The organism is Nocardioides conyzicola, assembly GCF_039543825.1.
Taxonomy (GTDB): domain Bacteria; phylum Actinomycetota; class Actinomycetes; order Propionibacteriales; family Nocardioidaceae; genus Nocardioides; species Nocardioides conyzicola.
The window spans coordinates 1,822,390-1,844,179 of sequence record NZ_BAABKM010000002.1; the positions used below are offsets into that span (position 1 = coordinate 1,822,390).

Annotated in this window: 15 protein-coding genes; 4 read left to right on the forward strand and 11 right to left on the reverse strand. The window is 71.7% G+C overall.

The annotated features are described in order from the left end of the window. Positions 1–46 precede the first annotated feature (46 nt). Positions 47–694: a GNAT family N-acetyltransferase gene (locus ABEA34_RS11930; RefSeq protein WP_345521478.1), complete on the forward strand. Its 648-nt coding sequence runs from the start codon at positions 47–49 to the stop codon at positions 692–694. A 1-nt stretch (position 695) separates the two neighbouring features. Here the strand turns inward: ABEA34_RS11930 and trxA are convergent, their stop codons facing one another. The 7 genes from trxA to ABEA34_RS11965 all read right to left on the reverse strand — a co-directional run bounded on the left by trxA (position 696) and on the right by ABEA34_RS11965 (position 9,434). Beyond that, positions 696–1,022 carry a thioredoxin gene (gene trxA / locus ABEA34_RS11935; protein ID WP_345521479.1) on the reverse strand — a complete coding sequence of 109 codons (327 nt, stop codon included), beginning with the start codon at positions 1,020–1,022 and terminating at the stop codon, positions 696–698. An 81-nt stretch (positions 1,023–1,103) separates the two neighbouring features. Beyond that, on the reverse strand, positions 1,104–2,120 hold the full coding sequence (trxB, locus tag ABEA34_RS11940) for a thioredoxin-disulfide reductase (RefSeq protein ID WP_345521480.1): 1,017 nt from the start codon (positions 2,118–2,120) through the stop codon (positions 1,104–1,106). A 90-nt stretch (positions 2,121–2,210) separates the two neighbouring features. After that, complete coding sequence (locus ABEA34_RS11945) at positions 2,211–2,921, reverse strand: hypothetical protein (RefSeq protein WP_345521481.1); 711 nt, start codon at positions 2,919–2,921, stop codon at positions 2,211–2,213. A 37-nt stretch (positions 2,922–2,958) separates the two neighbouring features. Next, entirely contained in the window at positions 2,959–3,648 is a 690-nt protein-coding gene (sigM, locus tag ABEA34_RS11950; RefSeq protein ID WP_345521482.1) for an RNA polymerase sigma factor SigM, read from the reverse strand. Further along, on the reverse strand, positions 3,645–5,516 hold the full coding sequence (locus tag ABEA34_RS11955; RefSeq protein WP_345521484.1) for a protein kinase family protein: 1,872 nt from the start codon (positions 5,514–5,516) through the stop codon (positions 3,645–3,647). Before ABEA34_RS11955 ends, sigM begins: the two co-directional genes overlap by 4 nt. A gap of 67 nt (positions 5,517–5,583) precedes the next feature. Next, a complete protein-coding gene (gene murJ / locus ABEA34_RS11960) occupies positions 5,584–7,272 on the reverse strand; it encodes a murein biosynthesis integral membrane protein MurJ (protein WP_345521485.1) in 1,689 nt (562 codons plus the stop codon). Further along, on the reverse strand, positions 7,269–9,434 hold the full coding sequence (locus ABEA34_RS11965; RefSeq protein WP_345521486.1) for a DUF6049 family protein: 2,166 nt from the start codon (positions 9,432–9,434) through the stop codon (positions 7,269–7,271). Before ABEA34_RS11965 ends, murJ begins: the two co-directional genes overlap by 4 nt. Before the next feature lie 69 nt (positions 9,435–9,503). Here ABEA34_RS11965 and ABEA34_RS11970 point away from each other — a divergent pair, with 69 nt between their 5' ends. Further along, positions 9,504–10,961, forward strand: coding sequence for a CCA tRNA nucleotidyltransferase (locus ABEA34_RS11970; protein WP_425576872.1), 1,458 nt, complete (start codon positions 9,504–9,506; stop codon positions 10,959–10,961). Between the two features lie 23 nt (positions 10,962–10,984). After that, the gene (locus ABEA34_RS11975) at positions 10,985–12,553 is read left to right on the forward strand and encodes a helicase HerA-like domain-containing protein (RefSeq protein WP_345521487.1); all 1,569 of its coding nucleotides are present in this window, start codon (positions 10,985–10,987) and stop codon (positions 12,551–12,553) included. A gap of 15 nt (positions 12,554–12,568) precedes the next feature. On the opposite strand, the gene ABEA34_RS11980 is transcribed toward ABEA34_RS11975, so the two are convergent. The 4 genes from ABEA34_RS11980 to ABEA34_RS11995 form a co-directional block, all read right to left on the reverse strand. Then, entirely contained in the window at positions 12,569–16,183 is a 3,615-nt protein-coding gene (locus ABEA34_RS11980) for a PKD domain-containing protein (protein WP_345521488.1), read from the reverse strand. A gap of 194 nt (positions 16,184–16,377) precedes the next feature. After that, a complete protein-coding gene (locus tag ABEA34_RS11985) occupies positions 16,378–17,379 on the reverse strand; it encodes a hypothetical protein (protein ID WP_345521489.1) in 1,002 nt (333 codons plus the stop codon). A gap of 144 nt (positions 17,380–17,523) precedes the next feature. Next, positions 17,524–18,609, reverse strand: coding sequence for an inositol-3-phosphate synthase (locus ABEA34_RS11990; RefSeq protein ID WP_345521490.1), 1,086 nt, complete (start codon positions 18,607–18,609; stop codon positions 17,524–17,526). Between the two features lie 17 nt (positions 18,610–18,626). Next, positions 18,627–19,259 (reverse strand): PadR family transcriptional regulator, encoded by a 633-nt coding sequence (locus tag ABEA34_RS11995; protein ID WP_345521491.1) that lies wholly within the window; start codon positions 19,257–19,259, stop codon positions 18,627–18,629. A 224-nt stretch (positions 19,260–19,483) separates the two neighbouring features. On the opposite strand from ABEA34_RS11995, the gene ABEA34_RS12000 reads away from it, so the two are divergent. Beyond that, positions 19,484–21,784, forward strand: coding sequence for a transglycosylase domain-containing protein (locus ABEA34_RS12000; RefSeq protein WP_345521492.1), 2,301 nt, complete (start codon positions 19,484–19,486; stop codon positions 21,782–21,784). Positions 21,785–21,790 lie beyond the last annotated feature (6 nt).

The window sequence follows — 21,790 nt, forward strand, 5'->3', positions numbered from 1 at the left end:
GGCCGGTGCCTACGATGGCGTAGGGGTTTCACCGGACGGAGGTGTGATGTCGCGCAAGGTGGTCCGCCTGACGCTCGATCATCTCGAGGAGTTCACGGCTCCCTGCCGCTCGTGCCTCCTGTGGGAGCTGGACCCGGTACGCCGCGAGCGGGCCGCGGACGCCTGTGCGGAGAAGGACGCCTGGGTCTCGGAGGTGCTCCGCGAGTGGGGCTCGTGCGGCCGGGTCGTGCTCGTCGACGACGTGCCCGTCGGCTACGCGATGTACGCGCCCGAGGCGTTCGTCCCCGGAGCGGCCGGCTTCCCGACGGCGCCGGTCTCGTCGGACGCGGTGCTGCTCACCACCGTGCACGTGGAGCCGGCGTACCGCGGTGGAGGGCTGGCCCGGATGCTGGTGCAGGGGATGGCCCGCGACCTGGTGCAACGGGGCGGGATCGGGGCGGTCGAGGCCTTCGGCGACCCGTCCGGCCGCGGGGGCCGCTGCCTGCTGCCGGTGGAGTTCCTCGGCAGCGTGGGCTTCAAGACGCACCGGCCGCACCCGACGGCACCGAGGCTGCGGATGGACCTGCGCGCCGCCATCACCTGGAAGGGCGAGGTCGAGTCCGCGTTCGAGCGGCTGGTCGGCGCGATGCGCCCGAAATCGGCACGAGGCCCGGCGCCGAAGGCGACCCGGGCCTCGCGAGCGAAGCTGACCTAGATCAGGCGATGAACTCGGAGAGCTCGTCGAGGAGCTTCGCCTTCGGGCGGGCGCCGACGATGCTCTTGACGACCTCGCCGCCCTGGTAGACGTTGATCGTCGGGATGCCGGTCACCCGGTACGACGAGGGCGTCACCGGGTTCTCGTCCACGTTCATCTTGAAGAAGGTGACCTTGTCACCGTGAGCGGTCGCGATCTCGTCGAGGATCGGGGCGACCTGGCGGCACGGGCCGCACCACTCCGCCCAGAAGTCCACGAGGACCGGCTTGTCGGACTTGAGGACCTGCGCCTCGAACTCGGCGTCGGTCACTGCACTGATGTTGCCCACGGATGGATCCTTTCTTCGGTGAACTCGGAGGTCTGATCACTCAACACCAGGCGTGGGGTCGATGTTCCCCACGACGCGGCGTCAGAGCCCGGCGGTCGTGACGCGCTCGTCGAGCGCCCCGGCCGCGACCGCGTGCTGGGCGTCCGCGGGGGTCGCCGCACTGAAGTCGAGGTCGGCCAGGTAGCGCTCGGCGTCGAGCGCCGCCGCGCAGCCGGTGCCGGCGGCGGTGATGGCCTGCCGGTAGTGGTGGTCGACCAGGTCGCCGGCCGCGAACACGCCCGGCAGGTTGGTGGCCGTGGACGGGTGCTGCACCAGGACGTAGCCGTTGTCGTCGAGGTCGACCTGCCCGGGCAGCAGCTCCGAGCGCGGGTCGTGGCCGATCGCGATGAAGAGGCCGGTCGCCGGCAGGTTGGTGGTCGCACCGGTGACGGTGTCCTCGAGCGTGAGCGACTCCAGGCGGTCGGCGCCGTTGATCTCGGCGACCTTGGAGTTCCAGATGATCTCGAGCTTGGGGTCCGCGAACGCACGGTCCTGCATGATCTTGGAGGCGCGGAGCTCGTCGCGGCGCACGATCAGCGACACCTTGGAGCCGAAGCGGGTCAGGAAGGTGGCCTCCTCGATCGCTGAGTCGCCACCGCCGACCACGGCGATGTGCTGGTCGCGGAAGAAGAAGCCGTCGCAGGTCGCGCACCAGGACACGCCGCGACCGGACAGCTCGTCCTCGCGGGGCAGCTCGAGCTTGCGGTAGCCCGAGCCCATGGCCAGGACCACGGAGCGCGCCCGGTAGGTGTCGGTCGCGGTCTTCACCGTCTTGATGTCACCGGCCAGCTCGACCTCGATGACGTCGTCGGCGATCATCTCGGCGCCGAAGCGCTCGGCCTGGGCGCGCATCTCGTCCATGAGGGCCGGGCCCATGATGCCGTCGCGGAAGCCGGGGAAGTTCTCGACCTCGGTCGTGTTCATCAGCGCACCACCGGCGGTGACGGAGCCCTCGAAGACCAGCGGCTGGAGGCTGGCGCGGGCGGCGTACACGGCAGCGGTGTAGCCGGACGGGCCGGAGCCGATGATGATGACGTTGCGGACGTCGGTGTCGGACATGGAGGGCGACTCTCCTCGAGGCAGGGATTGCGTGGCCGCGGTCGGGTCGAGCGGCACCAGTAGAACCGATCGTAGGTGAGGAAACTTCCCTCAGCCCGCCGGGACGGTCGCGGACCGCGTCGGCGCCGACTCCCCGCACAGGAACAGGTCGACCTGGCGGGTGTCGTCGACGGGTGTGCGCAGCACCAGCACCCCGCGCTCGCCGTCGTACCGGACCGCCACGCGCTGGCCCCGGCCCCAGGCCGGGTCGTTGCACCAGGTCCGGCCGGTCCGCTCGGTCCCGTCGGTGGTCGGGGCGTCGCCCGACTGGAGGTTGGCCGCGCTGGGAGCGGGGGCGGCCGGTGCGTTGGCCGAGTACTGGTCGCCGTTCAGCCGACGCACCTGCCGGTCGAAGTCCTCGGAGCCCAGGACGACGGGCGGTCCGACGAGGGAGAGGAGGTAGCGGTCCGCTCGGCCGCCGCCGGCGTCGTCCTGGTCCTTCGGCGCGGACTCGAGGGCCGATCCCGCGGAGCCGGAGTCGTCAGCGCTCTGCCCGCCCAGGACGGTGGGGTCGACGGTGCGGATGCCCACCCCGACGACCACCACCGCAGCGGCGGCGAGGATCAGGTTGCGAGCGGCGCGACGCCGCCGACGGGCGGCGAGGTCGGCCGGAGGAGGCGTACGGCGGTCCTCGCCCTGGAGCTCGGCGAGCACCCGGTCGAGCCGGTCGGCGACCTCGCCGGGCAGCGGCTCGTCGTGGCGGGCGTCGGCCAGGAGCCGGCGTACCTGCTCCTCGGCGGGGGTCAGCTCGGGGTCGGACACGGGTGGTCACCTCCTCGGAGGTCTCGGCGGGCGGTGGTCAGCGCTCGGCGCCCGGTGGGCCGCGCGGGGCGTCAGTGGGTTCGACGGGCGCCGGGACCACGGGGTTCCGGGCCGGCGTGTCGTGCCGGTCACGGTCGCCGTCCTCGAGCAGGGGCGCGAGCAGCTCGACGAGCCGCGCCCGACCGCGCGAGCAGCGGGACTTCACGGTCCCGACCGCGCAGTCGAGCATCGCGGCCGCCTCCGCGACGGGGTAGCCCTCCATGTCGACGAGCACCAGCGCGGCACGCTGCTCCTCGGGGAGGGTGCGCAGGGCGTCCAGCACCAGGGTCCGCTGCTCGACCCGTCCGGCATGGTCGGCCGGGTCGGCGGTCTCGTCGGTCGCGGACCGCAGCGAGCCGCGGTCGCCGCGCTCCTCGAGGTCGTCGGGGAGCACCTCGGTACGGCGTACCTTCGCGGCCCGCAGCCGGTCGAGGCAGGCGTTGACGACGACCCGGTGCAGCCAGGTCGTCACCGCCGCGTCGCCGCGGAACGTGCCGGCCCGGCGGTACGCCGCGACGAGGCCGTCCTGCAGGCCGTCGGCGGCGTCCTCACGGTTGCCCATCGTCCGCAGCGCGACCGCCCAGAGCCGGTCCCGGTGCCGGGTGAAGAGGATGCCGAACGCCTCGGGGTCACCGGCGACGTGGGCCGCGAGCAGGTCGGCGTCGGCGGCCTCGCTCAGGTCGGTCATCCGCGGACGACGACCTCGGCGACCTGGCCCTGGAACCCGCCGGGGACCTGGGGCAGCGAGGTCAGCCAGACCGTGAGGTAGCGTCCGGAGGCCGGGGCGGTGAGCTCGACCCGGTCGCGCTCGCCGGTCATCGAGGTGGTCGCCACCGGGGTCAGGCCGGCGACCTTGGTCGGCGCGGTGTCGGTGAGGTAGAGGGAGACGTCGGTCGGGGAGCCGAGGAGGCTGAGGTCGACGGCGCTGACCGCGTGCGAGGCGCCGAGGTCGAGGACCAGGCCGACGCCGGTCTTGATGCCACCGGGGCCGAGGTTCTGCTCGTAGGTCAGGGTGCGCCACGCCGTGGTGCGGTCGCCGTCGACGGCGAGCGGGGCGAGGTCCGGGTTCTCCTCCGGCGGGTCGCCCTGCGGGTCGAAGTCGGTGGCCGTGACGCCGGTGATGGGGCTGCCCAGCGGCGAGCTCGACGGCGAGCTGGACGGCGTACGACTGGGCGTGGTGTCGTCGTCGGGCAGCGCGCCGAGCGGGGTCCGGCCGCGGCCGAGGTTGTAGGCGACGACGACGGCCACCAGGAGCAGGACCGCCGCGGCGATGACGCCGGCGAGGCGCAGCCAGCTGCGACCCGGGACGTCGTCGGCGGGGTCCTCGGTGGCGGGAAGGGCCCCCGTGCCGGTGTCCCAGGGCCAGAAGCCGCCTCGTGCGCTGGGCGCCGGAGGAGGGGTGGGGGCGAGGTGGATCGGCTCCGCGGCCGGTCGCGAACCCGGCCGCGGGGTGCGCACCGGCTCACCGCCCGACGGTGAGGGGGCGAAGAGCGGGCGCTCGGGCGGCTCCTCGAACGGCGGCGGCGGGGGCGCCGGCTCGCCCGGCCGGTCCAGCCAGGAGACGTCGTCCGACTCGTCGTCGAAGATCGGCAGCCCGGCCTGGGTCGGCAGCTCGGTCGACGGCTCCACGGGCTGCGGCTCGGGCTCTGGCTCTGGCTCGGGTGGCGCCTCGGGAGCCGGGTCCTCGTCGCGCGCCGGAGGGTCGGGCAGCGGGGGCAGGGCGATGACCTCGGTGCGGTCGCGGTGGCCGGCAGCGGCCTCCGCCTCGACCAGCCCCGCGGGGTCCCCGACGAACGCGCCCAGGTAGTCGGCGATGCCCTGTGCCGACGCGACGTCGTGGAGCTCGCGGAGCCGTGCTCCGGCGGGCCCCGAGTAGGGGTTGACCACCTCGTCGCACAACGTGTCGAGCGGCCGGGGGATGCCCGCGCGGACCTGTCGGGGGCGCAGCACGCGCCCCTGCTCGAGCGGGGCGTCGGGCAGGGCCGAGGACGACACACCGGGCCACCTGCCGGTGAGCGCGCAGTAGAGGAGGCCCCCGAGGTCGGCGACGTCCGTCGACACGCGCCCGGCGGGGAGCCCGTGCATGGCGGCGTCGACCGCGAAGCCGATGAGCCGGACCCCCCCGGTGTTGTCGACGATCACGTTCTCGGGGATCAGCCGGCCGTGGGAGACACCGACCTCGTGCCCGGCCGCGACCGCGCCGGCCACCTCGGACACCAGCCAGGCTGCGCGCCGGGGTCCCAGGGGACCGGACGCCAGCATGATGTCGAGCGAGTCACCCGAGCCCCACTCGTTGACGACGTAGCAGAGCCCGTCGGCCTGGTCGGCATCGAGCACCCGCAGCAGCCGACGGTCGTGGACGGTCGCCGAGCGGCGGGCGGCGTCCAGGAGGGCACCCGCTCGCTCGTCGTCCTCGGGGATCACGTGCAGGGCGACGTGGCGCTCGAGCACCCGGTCGTGGGCGCGCCAGAACCGGCCGCCCCCGCTCTCGGTGAGCAGGTCGACCAGGCGGTACCGGTCGGCGAGCACGTCGCCGGGCCGGATCGAGCTCGGCACTCAGCTCCCCTCGTCGGTTGCCCGGAACACGGGCCCTCGCTGGCCCTGGGGCCATCGTAGGGCGACGTCAGTGTCGACGTGGGAGGGGAAGCCGACGCGTGATCGTGTCGACCACGGCGGTCACCTCCTGCAGCCGGAGGATCCGCGCGACGCCGATGAAGAAGAGCAGGTCGACGGTGCCGACGAGGACCAGCGCCACGACTGCCATCAGCCGGCTCGGCTCGCCGTCGAGCTGGTCGAGCAGGTACGCGACCCCCCCGGCCGCGGCCGTCGCGATGCCGGCTGCGACCAGCAGCCGCGCGAGGAAGCGGAGCAGGGTCGGCGTGCGCAGGCCGCCGAGCAGCCGGCGGAGCACGGCGTACGAGACGGCGGCACCGACGGCGTACGCCGCGGTGTAGGCGAGGACGAGGGCGGGCGAGGTGTGCTCGGCGTCGGTGGCGCGGACCAGCAGCACGGCCGCGACGACGTTGGTGACCCCGACCGCGCACTGGATCCAGAAGACCGTCCGGTTGCGCTCCAGGGCGTAGAAGCCACGCAGCATCAGGTAGTGGACGGTGAAGAACACCAGCCCGACGCCGAAGAGCGAGAGCGACGGGGCGTACGCCGCGAACGCGTCGGCGGCCGCGCCGTACCCCCAGATCACGTGGGCGACGTCCACGGAGACCAGCGGGACCAGCAGGGCGAACGGGACGACCACGGCCAGGGCGCTGCGCAGGGTCTCCGACAGCGTCCGGGCCATGCCCGTCCGGTCGCCCGACGCGGCGCGGCCGGCGAGGCGCGGGAGGATCGCGGTCGCCAGCGACACGGTGACGATCGAGTGCGGCACCATCATGATCAGGAACGTCTGCGAGTAGACCGTGTAGCCGGTGCCGTCGGTGCTGTGGCCCGTGCAGGACGCCGTACCGCTCGACGCCAGTCGGACGACGACGGTGTAGGCGATCTGGTTGACGATGACGAACAGGACGGTCCACACCCCGAGCCGCAGCGTGTGCCCGAGCCCGGTGCCGCGGAAGTCGAACCGCGGCCGGTAGCGGAAGCCGGCCGATCGCAGGTAGGGCACCAGGATCAGGAACTGGGCGGCGATCCCGAGGGTCGAGCCGAGGCCGAGGAGCAGCTCCTGCTGCGAGCTGAACGCGCCGAAGAGCTCGGACCCCTTGGCCGGGCCGAAGGCGAACAGGTAGATCACCAGGACGGCGACCGAGATGACGTTGTTGGCGATCGGCGCCCACATCATCGGACCGAACCGGCCGCGGGAGTTCAGGATCTGCCCGACGAGCACGAACATGCCGTAGAAGAAGACCTGCGGCAGGCAGAAGCGGGCGAACATGACGACGGAGTCGCGCTGGGCCGCCATGCTCGCGTTGTCGTAGCACGGCGCGAGGAAGACCTTCATCACCCACGGCGCCGCCACGACGAGGAGCACGGTGACGATGCCCAGGAACAGGCCGGCCAGCGTGACGATCCGGTTGGTGTACGCCTCGCCGCCGTCCGGGTCGTGGCGCATCGCCCGCACCAGCTGGGGCACGAGGACGGCGTTCACGACCCCGCCGGCCAGCAGGATGTAGAGCATGTTGGGGATCGTGTTGGCGATGTTGAAGAGGTCGGCGTGCAGGTAGGCGCCGAGGGCCGCCGCCAGCAGCGCCGAGCGCACGAACCCACTCATCCGCGACACGACGGTGCCCGCGGCCATCACCGCGCTGTTGGCGAGGACGCGCTCGCGCTCCTCCTCGGGACGCTCGTCGTCGAAGGTCGTCATGCCGACCTGGCCGCCGCGCGGATCCGGCGGAACAACCGCAGCGCGATCGTCGCGAAGAGCAGCGCGATCCCGGTGCCGAGGATCAGCCAGATCACGTTGCTGACCTGGTTGGACCGGATCGGCAGCGAGTCCGACGAGCCGATCGACGTGCCCTCGGTGTCGGTGAGCAGGAGGGTGATGTTGCGGACGCCGACCGCGTCGGAGGACGCCTTGAGCAGGACCGTGTTCCGGGCGCCCGGTCCGATCTGCACGTCGGAGTCGGGCACCGACACCCGGACCTGCGGGTCGGAGAGCACCTCGAGCCGGACCGTCACCGGCTGGTCCAGCGTGTTGGTGATGGTGGCGGAGAAGCGGCCGCTGCCGCTGGACAGGATGACCGCCTCGGGCGCCGTCACCGTCACCGCGCCCAGCCGGTCGTCGATCCAGGCGCGCGAGCGGGAGGCCGACGCCCGGCTGGAGAGCGGTCGGCGGCGGTCGGTGTACGAGATGTCGGTCATCGCCTCGTCGCGGACGGTGCCGCCGACCTCGTTGTTGAGCGTGAGCAGGTTCTGCAGGATGTCGCCGGACCGGGTGAGGCCGGCGGCCGCCGCGAAGTCGACGGCGCCGAGCTCGGCGCTGCTCTGCTCGTCGGGGTAGTCGAGCCGGTCGCTCTCGACCGCGCGCGCCGGCTGCTCGGAGATCTCCTTGACGGTGGTGAGGTGCAGCCAGTCCAGGTCGAGCCCGTCGAAGAAGCCGGCGCTCGACGCCGGTGCCCACGTCGACGGCAGCAGGACGACCAGGGGCGGCCGCCCCGGGGTCAGCAGGCGCAGGGCGGCCTCGCTGACGATGCGCTGCCGTACGGCGAGCGGCGACATCGCGTCGGTCGGGCCCGGGCCGCCGGAGGCCGCGCCGGACGAGGTCACCACCAGCGCGTGGCCGTCGGTCTGCGCGACCGAGGGAGCCCGGCCGCGGAACATCTGGTCGGTGACGAGGACGTCGGTGCCCGGGTCGATCATCGACAGCGCCGCGGGAGAGAGGTAGCCGCCGTACCCCGACACGGCCGGCGTGACCGGCAGCCCCCAGGGAGCCAGCTCGGTGCCGGTCCGCTTGCGGGCCCGGGTGTAGGCCTCGGGCTCCTGGGACGCGGCGCCGGCGACGTCGAGGTCGCCGTACGGCAGGCCGAGGACCTCGCTGCCCTCGAGCCCGGTGTGCAGGCGGTCCAGCCAGTCGGACGCCGCGACCGCCGCGGCCGCGACCTCGGGGTCCTCCGGCTCCGCGTCGTCGGACGCCCCGTCCGACGGCTCCTCGGTCGGATCGTCGGACGGGCTGGCCGACGCCTCGCCGTCCGGGTCCTCGGTGTCGTCGTCGGTCGGTGCGATCGACCGCGCCGGGTTGCCGTCCGCCAGGCGGGTGGCCGCGTCGGTGACCGCCGGGTCCACGAGCCAGGTCAGCGGGCGATCGCCGGCGGCGGCGCCGAAGTCGGCCAGCTTGCGCAGCTGACCCTGGGGCGCGAGCGTGCGGGTCCAGCCGGCCAGGTCGGCGAGGGTGCCGTCGGCGTCGTGGGTGATGCCCCGGCGGATGGGGACCACCAGGGCGGTGTCGACGGTGCGCGTCGTCTTGTCGGGGACCAGCGGCACGAACGTGCGGGCCCGGCCGTCGGCCCCCGGGACCCGGCCGCTCGAGCTCGAGCCGAGGGCGTGCACGCCGAACCAGTAGACCCCCGGGTCACCGGAGATCCTGGTGTTGATGCGACCACGCGGGACCGAGAAGGAGTACTGCATGGTCTGGCCGGGGGCGAGCTCGTCGATGGTCTTGTACGGCCCCGGGTCCGTGATCCGCTCGCCGACCGGGTCCTCGGCGTCGGTGTCGGCCTGCTCGGCCAGCTCCGCGGTGCTGGTGATCGGGACGCTCGAGACCATCGGGTAGAGGTTGATCGCGGTCCAGGTCTCGTCGTCGACGTTGGTCACCGAGCCGCTGACCCGGATCGGTCCCTTGCGCGGCAGCGCGGACGGGGTGAGCCGGTCGATGGTGACCGTGAGCGGCGCCTCGTCCGCGGCCCGGTGTGCGGCGGCCGGGCGGGATGCGGCCTCCGCGGCTCCTGCGGCCGGCACTCCTGACGTGGCGATGAGGGTGCCTGCGAACGCCGTCGCCACGAGGGCAGGCAACAGCGACGGTCGATGCACGCGCCGACTCTACTGGCCGTCCCTGTGCGAATCGGGCCCCCGGGCCCGCGACCTCTAGACTCGTCTCCCGTGTCCGACGCCCCGCTCCCGCCTCTCCAGATCGCCGAGGTCCAGCGCTCCGTCACCGCCGAGCTGGACCGGATCGCGCCGGTCATCGACGACCTCGGCCGCCGGTTCACCGAGGCCGGGCACGAGCTGGCGCTGGTCGGCGGACCGGTCCGCGACGCCATGCTCGGGCGGCACCACAACGACCTCGACTTCACGACGTCCGCACGACCCGAGCAGACCGAGCGGCTGCTCAAGGGCTGGGCCGACGCGATCTGGGACATGGGCCGTGCGTTCGGCACGATCGGGTGCCGCAAGGGCGACTGGCAGGTCGAGATCACGACGTACCGCTCGGAGACGTACGACCCCTCCTCCCGCAACCCGAACGTCGACTTCGGCGACCACCTCGGCGGCGACCTGGGCCGGCGCGACTTCACGGTGAACGCGATGGCGGTCCGCCTGCCGGGCCGCGAGATCGAGGACCCGTACGGCGGCGTGGTCGACCTCGCGCACCGCGTGCTGCGCACGCCCGGCCGACCGGAGGACTCGTTCTCGGACGACCCGCTACGGATGATGCGTGCGGCGCGGTTCGCCGCCCAGCTGGGCTTCGCGGTCGACCCCGCGGTGGTGGCGGCGATGACGGCGATGGCCGCACGGATCGAGATCATCTCCGCCGAGCGGGTGCGCGACGAGCTGGTCAAGCTGGTGTGCGCGCCGTACCCACGGCTGGGCCTGACCCTCCTCGTCGAGACCGGGCTGGCCGAGCACGTGCTGCCCGAGCTCCCGGCGCTGGCGCTGGAGCGCGACGAGCACCACCGGCACAAGGACGTCTACCAGCACACGCTCACCGTGCTGGAGCAGGCGATCGACCTCGAGGACCGGCTGCCCGGAGGCGGGCCGGACTTCGTGTCGCGCTTTGCCGCGCTGATGCACGACATCGGCAAGCCGCGGACGCGGCGCTTCGTCGACGACGGCACGGTCACCTTCCACCACCACGACGTGGTCGGCGCCAAGATGACCCGCAAGCGGATGAAGGCGCTGCGCTTCTCCAACGACCAGATCGACGCGGTGAGCGAGCTGGTCGAGCTGCACCTGCGCTTCCACGGCTACGGGTCCGGTGAGTGGACCGACTCCGCCGTACGCCGCTACGTGCGCGACGCCGGCGACCAGCTCGAGCGGCTGCACATCCTGACCCGCGCCGACTGCACGACCCGCAACAAGCGCAAGGCGGACCGGCTGAGCCGGACGTACGACGAGCTCGAGGACCGGATCGCCCGCCTCTCCGAGGAGGAGGAGCTGGCGTCGCTGCGCCCGGCCCTCGACGGCAACCAGATCATGGAGCTGCTCGGTGTCGGCCCGGGCCGGGAGGTCGGGGAGGCGTACAAGTTCCTGATGGAGCTCCGGCTCGACCAGGGCCTGGTCGAGCCCGACGCCGCCAAGCAGGCCCTGCTGTCGTGGTGGGCAGCGCGACCTCAGCGGTGACCCGCCTCGCCTAGAGTCGGCGCATGGGAGCGACTGACGCCGATCCGGCGCTGACCGACACCGTCCGTGCCGGCTACACCTTCGAGGGAGCGGCGCTCGAGCTCGGCGGTCTGATGCTCGACGCGGACCACCTCGCCGACGTCCCGATCCGGATCCCGCTCGCCATGGTCAACCGCCACGGCCTGGTCGCCGGCGCGACCGGCACCGGCAAGACCCGGACCCTGCAGCTGCTCGTCGAGCAGCTCAGCGCCCAGGGCGTCCCGGTCTTCGCCGCCGACATCAAGGGCGACCTGTCCGGGCTCGCGCAGCCCGGACAGGCGAGCGACAAGCTGACCACGCGGGCCGCCACGGTCGGCCAGCAGTGGACCGCGACCGGCTTCCCGGTGGAGTTCTACGCGATCGGCGGCGTGGGCACCGGCGTCCCGCTCCGGGTCACGATGAGCGCGTTCGGGCCGACCCTGCTCAGCAAGGTGCTCGGCCTCAACGACACCCAGGAGTCCAGCCTGGGCCTGGTCTTCCACTACGCCGACCGTGCCGGGCTCCCGCTGCTCGACCTGGCCGACCTGCGCGCGGTCGTCGCCCACCTGCTCAGCGACGAGGGCAAGGCCGAGCTCAAGGAGCTCGGTGGCCTCTCCTCGGCCACGGCCGGCGTGATCCTCCGCGAGCTGATCGGGCTCGAGGACCAGGGCGGCAACGTCTTCTTCGGGGAGCCCGAGTTCGCGTCCACGGACCTGCTCCAGGTGGGCGCCGACGGCCGGGGACTGGTGTCGCTGGTCGAGCTGCCCCAGCTGCAGGACCGCCCCGCCATCTTCTCGACGTTCCTCATGTGGCTGCTCGCGGACCTCTTCCACGACCTGCCCGAGGTCGGGGACGTGGAGAAGCCCAAGCTGGTGTTCTTCTTCGACGAGGCCCACCTGCTCTTCGCGGACGCGTCCAAGGCGTTCCTCGACGAGATCGCCCAGACCGTGCGGCTGATCCGGTCGAAGGGGGTCGGCGTGTTCTTCGTGACGCAGAGCCCGACCGACGTACCGGACGACGTGCTCGCGCAGCTCGGCTCGCGCGTCCAGCACCAGCTCCGCGCCCACACGCCCAACGACGCCAAGGCGCTCAAGGCGACCGTCGCCACCTACCCGACCAGTGGGTACGCCGACCTCGGGGCCGTGATCACGGGGCTGGGCATCGGCGAGGCGGTCGTGACGGTGATGAACGAGCGCGGCGCCCCGACCCCCGTGGCCTGGACCCGCCTGCGCGCCCCCGAGTCGCGGATGGACCCGTGCGACCCCGACGTGGTGACGACCGCGGTGGCCGCGAGCCCGCGCGCCGCGACGTACGGCGCTGCCGTCGACCGCGAGTCCGCGCGCGAGATCCTCGCCGAGCGCCTCGAGCAGGGCGCCGCCAAGAAGGAGCAGGAGGAGGCGTCCGCACCGCGGGCACCCCGGCCCAAGCCCGCCCGGAAGACCGCCCGGAAGAAGGCGGCACCCCGTGACGACGGCATCGTCGACCAGGTCGTCGGCTCGGCGGCCTTCAAGGACTTCGTGCGTACGGCGGCCCGCGAGATCGCACGCGGGATGTTCAAGACGGGCCGCCGCTGACCACGTCTGGCCCGGCTAGAACCGGACGTGGTCGACGTACGCCCGTCCCGAGGTGACGACGATCCGCACCTTGTGCTTGCCGGCCTTGAGACCGGAGAGCTTGCGGTGGAAGGTCAGCGACGGCTTCTTGCCCTTGCGGTGGAAGCTGATGGTGCCGACCCGTTTGCCGTCCACGAAGAGCACGGCCCGGCCACCCTTGGCCGCCCGGCCGAAGACCAGGTCGGCCTTAGGGCCGCGGACGGTGAAGGTCATCGTGTCCTTGCCCTTCCGCTTGCCGAGGTTGTCGCAGTAGTTGCCGCCGGCGCCGCGCGACGACCTCACGACCCGCCAGCTGCCGGTCCGCTTGACCTTCGAGGACCCGCATCCGACCGTGGTGGTCCTCGGCTTCGCGGCTCCCTTCACGGTGACCCGCACGGAGTCGGTGTCGGTCGCACCGGACGGGTCGGTGACGAGCAGCGTCACGTCGTACGTGCCCGGCTGGGTGAAGGAGTGGCTCACCACCTGGCCGCTCGCGTCCTTGGCGGCGCCGCCGTCGTCGAAGTCCCACGTGTAGTCGAGGCCGTCGGGGGTCTCGGCGTCGGTGCTGCCGGTGCCGCTCAGCTGGACCGGGGTGCCCGTCGTGACGGTGGTCGGCGTGGCCGCGGCGGCGGCGGTCGGTGCGGTGTTGGCCGCGCCGGACGGCGGGGCGGTGTAGCCGTAGTCGAAGGCGCCGCAGCCGCTGCCGGTGGTGAACGCGACGCTGCCGGTGAGGTCGCCGTCCGAGGTGGCCGGGCCGTCCGCGTCGCCGGTCATCGAGAGCACGTCGAACCCGAGGCAGCCGTAGCCGAACTCCCAGTTGCCGGAGGCGCTGGACGGGTCGGCGTAGTTGTCGACGTGCGGGCTGGCGGGAGCATCGGAGTACGTCGACCGTCCGGACGCGGCCGTGAACGCGGCGTCGTCGAGGTCGGGCGTCGCCGAGCCCGGCGTGGGCGTGGAGTCCAGCGGGGACTGGGCCGGCGGGTCGTCGGTCCCGGCGTTGCCGTAGCCGTGGGCCTCGTCGGTGTAGGCGAGGTAGAGACCCGCCTGCCAGCCGATCGGGTCGCGATCGATCTGGCCGTGCCCGTCGAGGTCGAAGCCGGACCGGTCGCGCAGCTCCAGGTAGTAGGCGTGGTCCTGCGGCGACTCGGCGCCGGCCTGGAGGTACTTCCAGCCCTGGGTGCACTGCTGCGCCGTGGTCAGGGTCTCGCGGCAGCCGCCGTTGAAGATCCGGGCGTCGTCGGGACCGCCGTCGGTCTCGAAGTCGGTGTCGAGCAGGACCTGGTCGCCCGAGGGGGTGGTCGCGGTGACTTTCACGTCGTCGATGAACCAGCCCGGCCGGGCCAGACCGGGGTCGGTGGCGTAGCTGAACCGCAGCGCACCGTTGGCCTGGCCGGCGAGGTCGCTGATGTCGTAGCTGTCCGCCACGAACACCCCGGCCGGGGTGTTGCCGAGCTTGCGGTCGGTCACCTCGCTGCCGGCGGCGTACGAGCCGCTGGTGCCGGTGATGCCGTTGTCGTACGTCGCCTGGCAGGTGTTCTGGTTGGGGTTGCCGGCGAGCGGGTCGGTGTTGGACGTCGTGTAGCCGTTGGCCGACGGGTGCGAGGTGTAGGTCTGGCCGCCGTCGGTCGTGGTCAGCACGTAGCCGTAGTCGAAGTCCCACTCGATGTCCCAGTTGGACTTGAAGGACAGGTTGACCGTGCTGCCGGCCGGCAGGCTGGCCAGCTGCGGGATGGAGATGTCCAGGTTGTGCCCGCCGTTGGGGGCGCAGCCGAAGTCGTTGCCCGAGCCCGACCACCACGCGTGCGACTTGCTCGCCTTGTCACCGGTGTCGAACGTGGCCGGGTCGAGCAGCTGGCGACCGGGCAGCTTGGCGACGTACATCTGCGAGTTGTGCACGGTGCCGTCGGGGCCGTTGGTCAGCGTGTACGGCGTCCCGTCGGGCCGCTGCCAGGTGATGGTGCCGGTGTCCTGCTTGGAGTCCGTGATGCCGGACTCGGTCCTGCTCTGTCCGGGCTCGAGCACCTCGGGCACCACCCAGCCGAGCTCCTGGCGCGAGAAGGCGTCCATGTCCTGCGACTTGTCGGTGGCCATCAGGTTCCAGTCGCCGTACGTCTCGCGGCTGCCGGTGGAGTAGAAGTCGGGCAGGCCGAGCGAGTGCCCGTACTCGTGGGAGATCACCGAGGCCTTGTCGATCGCGGTCTCGGGGTTGACGTTGTAGGGGCCGATCCGCACGAACACCTTGAGGGCGTCGCCCATGTCGGTGGTCGTCTTGTCGCGGTAGCTGTCGTCGGTGTACCAGAGCGGCCGGCCCTCGAGGTCCTTGAGCTGGTCGTCGGTGGTGAAGCCGGGCAGCCCGGTCGTCGGGTCGGTGTAGTAGTACTCGAGCGACGAGGAGTGCGGCCAGATGTTGTCGTACGGCAGGCCCGCGTAGTCGCAGCCAGCGACGGACAGCTGCGAGGCGCCGTTGCCGCCGCACCCGGCGAAGACCGCCATGAAGAAGTCCACGACGCCGTCCTTGTCGGTGTCGTAGTCGGAGTAGTCGATCTCCGGGTCCGCGATCGCGGCGGCGTCGAGGACCAGCTTGCCGGCGGGGCCGCAGCCGGAGTCGATGTTCTGCAGCGCGCCGACGCCGGTGAGCGAGCCGATCACGGCGGAGCCGTTGGCGTCCGAGCCGTAGTAGCCCGTGTTGCCCGGCAGGTTGTAGACGCCGTCGGTGATCCGCTGGGTGTAGGTCGGGCCACCCACGGTGCCCGGGGCCGGCACGCCGGCGGTCTGCGTGAGACCCGCGCAGGTCTGACCGGGCTGGATCTGGGTGAAGGGGAAGCCGGGGCCGTAGGCGAAGTCCTTGGTGGCGATGCCGGCGGACGGGACGGTCCCCTCGGGGAAGAGCTGGCCGAGCGACATCTCCTGGTAGAGGTTGTAGGTCGAGCCGTCCTTGGCCGGGTCGTTGATCACCGACTCGAGGGAGTCGCCGTCGTGCCCGGCCTGGTAGGCGCGGTCGCGGTACTGCACCGGGACGACCGGGAACGGCCGGTCGCCGTACCGCGCGGTGTCGTAGGTGTCCGAGGGCGGGATGACCTTCGGGCCGTGGCTGGTGGCGTCCTCGGTCGTCGCGCCCACCGTCACGGCGGCCGTGGTGGAGATGTCGCGCCAGACGATCTCGGGGTTCTGGGCGGTGGTGTCCGCGATGCTCTCGAGCACCAGCGTCCGGGTCTCGCCGGCGGGCACGCTGGGGACCGTCCAGGTGGCCGTCGTACCGCCACCGGTGATGACCGCCCCCGAGCCGACGTGGGTGAGGGTCGAGCCGTCCGGTGCGGTGACCACGACGCTGGCGCCGGCGACCGGGGTGTCGGTGGGGTTGGTGACGATGATCCGCGACGGGTAGGTGTCGCCGGGCTTCACCCAGCCCACCGACGACACGAAGCTGTTCTCCACCTCGAGGCCGCCCACGGTGACCTCGCTGATGGCGGCCGCAGCGGGCGCGACGGCGGTGCGGGCCGGTGTGGCGGCGGCGGTGGTGGTGGCCGGGGCCAGGGCGACGAGGACGGTGGCGAGGCCGGTGACCAGCGCGGTGGTGACCGCTGTGGTGTGCGACCGGAGGAGCTTCGGCATGGGCGGGCGCAATCTCGGAAGGGTCGCGGGTGGCGACGCGGTGCCACCCCAACGACGGCTCGGTGCACGTGGTTACGTGCCGTACCCGCAGGTCAGAACGGACATGGCGTGTCCGATGACTGGTCTGGACCGCGGATCTTCCGTCGAGTGACGCGAAATCGCCCCTACGACCCGGTCCCGAGGGCGATTTCGCGTCACTCGACGACCCGCGCGGCGTCCCGCTGCTCCAAGAGCTCGTCCAGGCTCGGGCCTGCGTCGCGCGACAGCCGCCACAGCCGGGGAGCGGGACGGGCCCGCTGCGCGGCCTGCTCCATCCGGATCACGACGCGGCGGGGGTCGCGGATGGTCCGGCCCACCACCTCGACGCACTCCAGCCCGACATCGCGTACGTCGGCCAACCGCTCCACGTCGGACTCGTGGCGGTCGATGTCGCGGTGGTCGGCGCCCGCGTACTCGCCGATCACCCCGCGCACCGGGTCGAGCAGGTCGGGGGTGGCGACGAACCGACCCTCGAGATCGACGACCGTCCGGTTGATCAGCGGCCGACCCCACTGCGCGTCGAGCTCCCAGATCAGGCGGAACCGGTCTTCCTGCGGCGACCGGCATCGCTCCACCGACAGCTCGACCGCCTCCTTCACCAGGCGTACGTCGCGGTACCAGCGGCGGGTCGTGGCGTAGAGCCGCATCCGCCGGACGGAGGTCAGCCGTGCCGCGCAGGCGGCACCGACCGCGACCGCCATCTCGCGCACCTCGCCGATCCGCTGCATCTCGTCGTACAACGCGCGCTCGACGGTGGTGCAGCGGATGCCGTGGACCTCGACCACCTCGTCGGGCGGGATCTGGTCCCGGACGACGCCCGGCCCGGTCAGCCGTTCACCGTTCGCAGCGATCGGGACCGCGAGGCGCGAGCGCCCGTCGCGCGCCAGTCCGTCGAAGAAGTTGCCGCCGTGCAGCCGCAGCGCCGCCCAGCCGGTCACGACCGCGCTCGAGCCGGTCCTCGCGGACGCCTCGAGGATGCGCTGCTCGACCAGGTCGTCACCGACCTCCGCGGGCACCGCGAGCCCGGCTGAGGTGATCCGCCACCTCGGCCCGCGCATCTGCTTGGGGGTCGGTCCAGCCTGACCTGACGGGTCGACCCGGACCGGGGTGACGAGCTCCGCGACAGGCGGCGCGATCGGATCCCAACGATGTGGCATGGCAACCGCATGCCCGAGCAGCGCTGTGGAGGAATCAGCACCCTGGCGTACCTGTGGAAAATGCGTCGAGTGACGCGAAACGGCCCCCAGGACCAGGTCCCAGGGGCCGTTTCACGTCACTCGACGGATCTCAGCGAGCGGAGGTCACTCCTCGCCGGCGATGAAGGCCTCGACGCGGCGGCGACCCTCGTCGTCGGGGAGCTGCACGGGCGGGGACTTCATCAGGTACGACGAGGCCGAGATGATCGGGCCGCCGATGCCGCGGTCCTTGGCGATCTTCGCGGCGCGGATCGCGTCGATGATGATGCCGGCGGAGTTGGGGGAGTCCCAGACCTCGAGCTTGTACTCGAGGTTGAGGGGGGCGTCACCGAAGGCGCGACCCTCGAGGCGGACGTAGGCCCACTTGCGGTCGTCGAGCCACGCGACGTGGTCCGACGGGCCGATGTGCACGTTGCGGTCGGAGATCTTGTCGGCCAGCTCGCCGGTCAGGTTCGACGTGACGGCCTGGGTCTTCGAGATCTTCTTGGACTCCAGGCGCTCGCGCTCGAGCATGTTCTTGAAGTCCATGTTGCCGCCGACGTTGAGCTGGTAGGTGCGGTCCAGCGTGACGCCGCGGTCCTCGAACAGCTTCGCCATCACCCGGTGGGTGATGGTGGCGCCGACCTGCGACTTGATGTCGTCGCCGACGATCGGGACGCCGGCGTCCTCGAACTTCTTGGCCCAGACCGGGTCGGAGGCGATGAAGACGGGGAGCGCGTTGACGAAGGCCACGCCGGCGTCGATCGCGCACTGGGCGTAGAACTTGTCGGCCTCCTCGGAGCCCACCGGCAGGTAGGACACCATCACGTCGGCGCCGGAGTCCTTGAGCGCCTGGACCACGTCGATCGGCTCGGCACCGGACTCGTCGATGGTCTGGCGGTAGTACTTGCCGAGACCGTCGAGGGTCGGGCCGCGCTTGACCTCGATGCCGAGGGTCGGGACGTCCGCGATCTTGATGGTGTTGTTCTGCGAGGCGTTGATGGCCTCGGAGAGGTCCTTGCCGACCTTGAGGTCGTCGACGTCCAGCGCCAGCACGAACTCGACGTCGGAGACGTGGTAGTCGCCGAACAGGACGTGCATGAGACCCGGGACCGTTCCTGACGGGTCGGCGTCCTTGTAGTACTCGACACCCTGGACGAGGGAGCTGGCGCAGTTGCCGACTCCCACGATTGCTACTCGTACCGAACCCATCGGGATTCCTTTCGTGTTCACAACTTCTGGTCAGCCGCGGGGGTCGCGGGTGGCCTGCTCGAAGGCGCTGCGGGCGCCGTGGACGGAGACTTCTGGTGAGGCGTGCCGTTCCGCTCGGCGTTGATCAGCTCGGAGAGCCACTCGACCTCGCGCTCGACCGACTCGACGCCGTGCCGCTGGAGCTCGGCCGCGTAGCGGTCGACCTCCTTCTGGGTCATCGACAGCTGGCCCTGGACCCGCTCGAGGCGCTCCTGGAGCCGGGTACGCCGGCCCTCGAGCACCCGCAACCGGATCTCCATGTCGGTCGACGAGAAGAAGGCGAAGCGGATGTCGAAGTTGTCGTCCTCCCAGGCCGTGGGACCGACCTCCGACATCAGCCGCTCGAACTCCCGCGTGCCCGCCTCGGTCACCTGGTAGGTGATCCGGGGCCGCTTCGACACCGGGGTACCCGGGGTCTTCGTGGTCATCGTCTCCTCGATGAGGGACGCGCGGAGCATCTTCTTCAGGGTCGGGTAGAGCGACCCGTAGGAGAGCACCCGTCCCCACCCGAGCATCAGGTTGAGGCGCTTGCGGAGCTCGTAGCCGTGCATGGGAGCCTCGTGCAGCAGTCCGAGGACTGCCAGCTCGATGGTCTCTGCGCGACGTGCCATGGACCTATCGTAGCGATATATCCGCGCGTTGCGAACTACGGACCTGTTGTGGCGTTCGATCGAGACGTCCGTCACGGCGATCGGGCCCGCCCCGCCTGACCGCGACCCGTTCTGCCGGGCCCCGCCGTGCGTCGTCTTGGGCGGGGATGGACGGCCCCCGTACCCTGGCGATCGATCGAGACCGATCCCCCGACCCCTTTCCCTGATCCCGCGGAGCCGTCGACGTGAGTGGCAAGCGCCGGGCCGCTGTGCCCACGCAGAAGACCAAGAAGTCGCCGAAGCGACCCCGGACCCGCAAGCAGAAGATCTGGCGGTTCGCGCGCTGGGTGCTGGTCGCCGGCCTGGTCGGCCTGCTCCTGGTCACCGGCGGGTTCGTCTACCTCTACCGCTCGACCCCCATCCCGGACCCCAACAAGGACTTCGAGACGCAGACGTCGTTCGTCTACTACGCCGACGGCAAGAGCGAGGTCGGCAGCTACGCGAAGCAGAACCGCGAGTCCATCTCGATCAAGGACATGCCCGACAACCTGCAGAACGCCGTGGTCGCCGCCGAGAACCGCACCTTCTGGAGCGACAAGGGCATCGACCCGCGCGGCATCATCCGCGCCGCCTTCAGCAACGCCAAGGGCAACTCGACCCAGGGCGCGTCGACGATCACCCAGCAGTACGTCAAGATCCTCTACCTCACCCAGGAGCGCTCCTACCAGCGCAAGATGAAGGAAGCGGTCCTCTCCCTCAAGCTCCAGCGCACCAAGTCGAAGACCGAGATCCTCGAGGGCTACCTCAACACGATCTACTTCGGCCGTGGCGCGTACGGCGTGCAGGCGGCCGCCGAGGCCTACTTCGCCAAGGACGCCAAGGACCTGAGCCTGCGTGAGTCGGCGGTGCTCGCCACCGTCCTCAACAACCCCTCGAAGTTCGACCCCGCCAACGGCAGGGACGCCCGGGAGGCGCTCAAGGAGCGCTACGACTACGTGCTCAACGGGATGGCGGACGCCGGCAACATCACCGCCGACGAGGCGGAGCAGGCCGAGCGCCGGCTGCCGAAGTTCCCGAAGATCCAGGCCGAGAGCAGGTACGGCGGCCAGAAGGGCCACATGCTCACGATGGTCCGCAGCGAGCTGAAGAAGCTCGGCTTCAAGGACGAGCAGATCGACGGCGGCGGCCTCCGGGTCACGACGACCTTCACGCAGAAGGCGATGAACGCCGCGCGCGAGGGGATGCTCGCCCAGCGGCCCGAGGGCAAGGAGTTCTCCGACAAGAACCTCCACGTCGCCGTCGCGACCGTCGAGCCCGGCACCGGCGCGGTGCGCGGCTTCTACGGCGGCCAGGACTACCTGAAGTCCCAGATCAACTGGGCCGTCACCGGTGGGCAGGTCGGCTCGACGTTCAAGCCCTTCGCCGTCGCCGCGGCGCTCAAGGCCGGCTTCTCCCTCAAGGACACCTTCGACGGCAACTCGCCCTTCTACTACAACGAGCAGGGCACCGGCCCGAAGGTGAAGAACGAGGGCGCCGGCGACGGCCAGAGCTACGGCGACCACGTCAGCCTGCTGCAGGGCACCGAGGAGTCGATCAACACCGTCTTCGCCGACCTCACGGTCTCGATGCCCGACGGCCCGGACAAGATCCTTACGACCGCCGAGGCCCTGGGCATCCCGAAGTGGGACAAGAAGCAGCACGACTACAACAACATCGACAACAGCCCCGGCCTCGAGCCGATCTCCGGGGTCGCGCTGGGCTCCGCCACGATCGCGCCGGTCAACATGGCCAACGCCTACGCCACGATCGCCAACGGTGGTCGCGCCGCCCCCGCGCACGTCATCACCAAGGTGACCGACAAGGACGGCAAGCGCCTCTACACGTTCAAGCAGAGCACCAAGCGCGCCATCACCGAGGACGTCGCCGCAGACACGTCGTACGCGATGCAGCAGGTCGTGAAGTCCGGCACCGGTACGGCGGCCCTGGGTCTCAACCGACCCGCCGCGGGCAAGACCGGGACGGCCACGAACTCCAAGGACCAGGTGTCCTCGGCGTGGTTCGTCGGCTACACGCCGCAGCTCTCGACGGCCGTGATGTACGTCCGGGGCAAGGGCAACGAGGGTCTCGACGGCTGGCTGCCGCAGTACTTCGGTGGCTCGTACCCCGCCCGCACCTGGACCGACGTGATGACGCGCGACCTGGAGGGCACCGACCCGGAGGAGTTCCCGCCGGCGGCCAACCTGGACGGCGACGCACCGGACGACGGCCACGCGCCGTACACGCCGCCCCCGTCGCCGACGAAGAAGCCGAAGCCGTCGAAGACGCCGAGCAACACGCCGACCAACACGCCGACGGAGTCCGAGACCCCGCCGCCGAGCGACACCCCGACCCCGACCGGCGACCCGAGCTGTGGCCTGATCGGCTGCGAGTCGCCCAGCGGCCCGCCGAGCTCGAGCCCGCCGGCGACGCCCCCGGCGAGCAGCGCCGCCCCGGGCGGCCAGGGCGCCCGTGAGGGCCGCGGGCGGCGACGGGTGCGGCGGGGCTGATGGTCC

Coding starts and splice junctions, on each gene's coding strand:
- ABEA34_RS11930 (WP_345521478.1), top strand. CDS start 47: ATGTCGCGCAAGGTGGTCCGCCTGACGCTCGATCATCTCGAGGAGTTC.
- trxB (WP_345521480.1), bottom strand. CDS start 2,120: ATGTCCGACACCGACGTCCGCAACGTCATCATCATCGGCTCCGGCCCG.
- sigM (WP_345521482.1), bottom strand. CDS start 3,648: ATGACCGACCTGAGCGAGGCCGCCGACGCCGACCTGCTCGCGGCCCAC.
- murJ (WP_345521485.1), bottom strand. CDS start 7,272: ATGACGACCTTCGACGACGAGCGTCCCGAGGAGGAGCGCGAGCGCGTC.
- ABEA34_RS11975 (WP_345521487.1), top strand. CDS start 10,985: ATGGGAGCGACTGACGCCGATCCGGCGCTGACCGACACCGTCCGTGCC.
- ABEA34_RS11980 (WP_345521488.1), bottom strand. CDS start 16,183: ATGCCGAAGCTCCTCCGGTCGCACACCACAGCGGTCACCACCGCGCTG.
- ABEA34_RS11985 (WP_345521489.1), bottom strand. CDS start 17,379: ATGCCACATCGTTGGGATCCGATCGCGCCGCCTGTCGCGGAGCTCGTC.
- ABEA34_RS11990 (WP_345521490.1), bottom strand. CDS start 18,609: ATGGGTTCGGTACGAGTAGCAATCGTGGGAGTCGGCAACTGCGCCAGC.
- ABEA34_RS11995 (WP_345521491.1), bottom strand. CDS start 19,259: ATGGCACGTCGCGCAGAGACCATCGAGCTGGCAGTCCTCGGACTGCTG.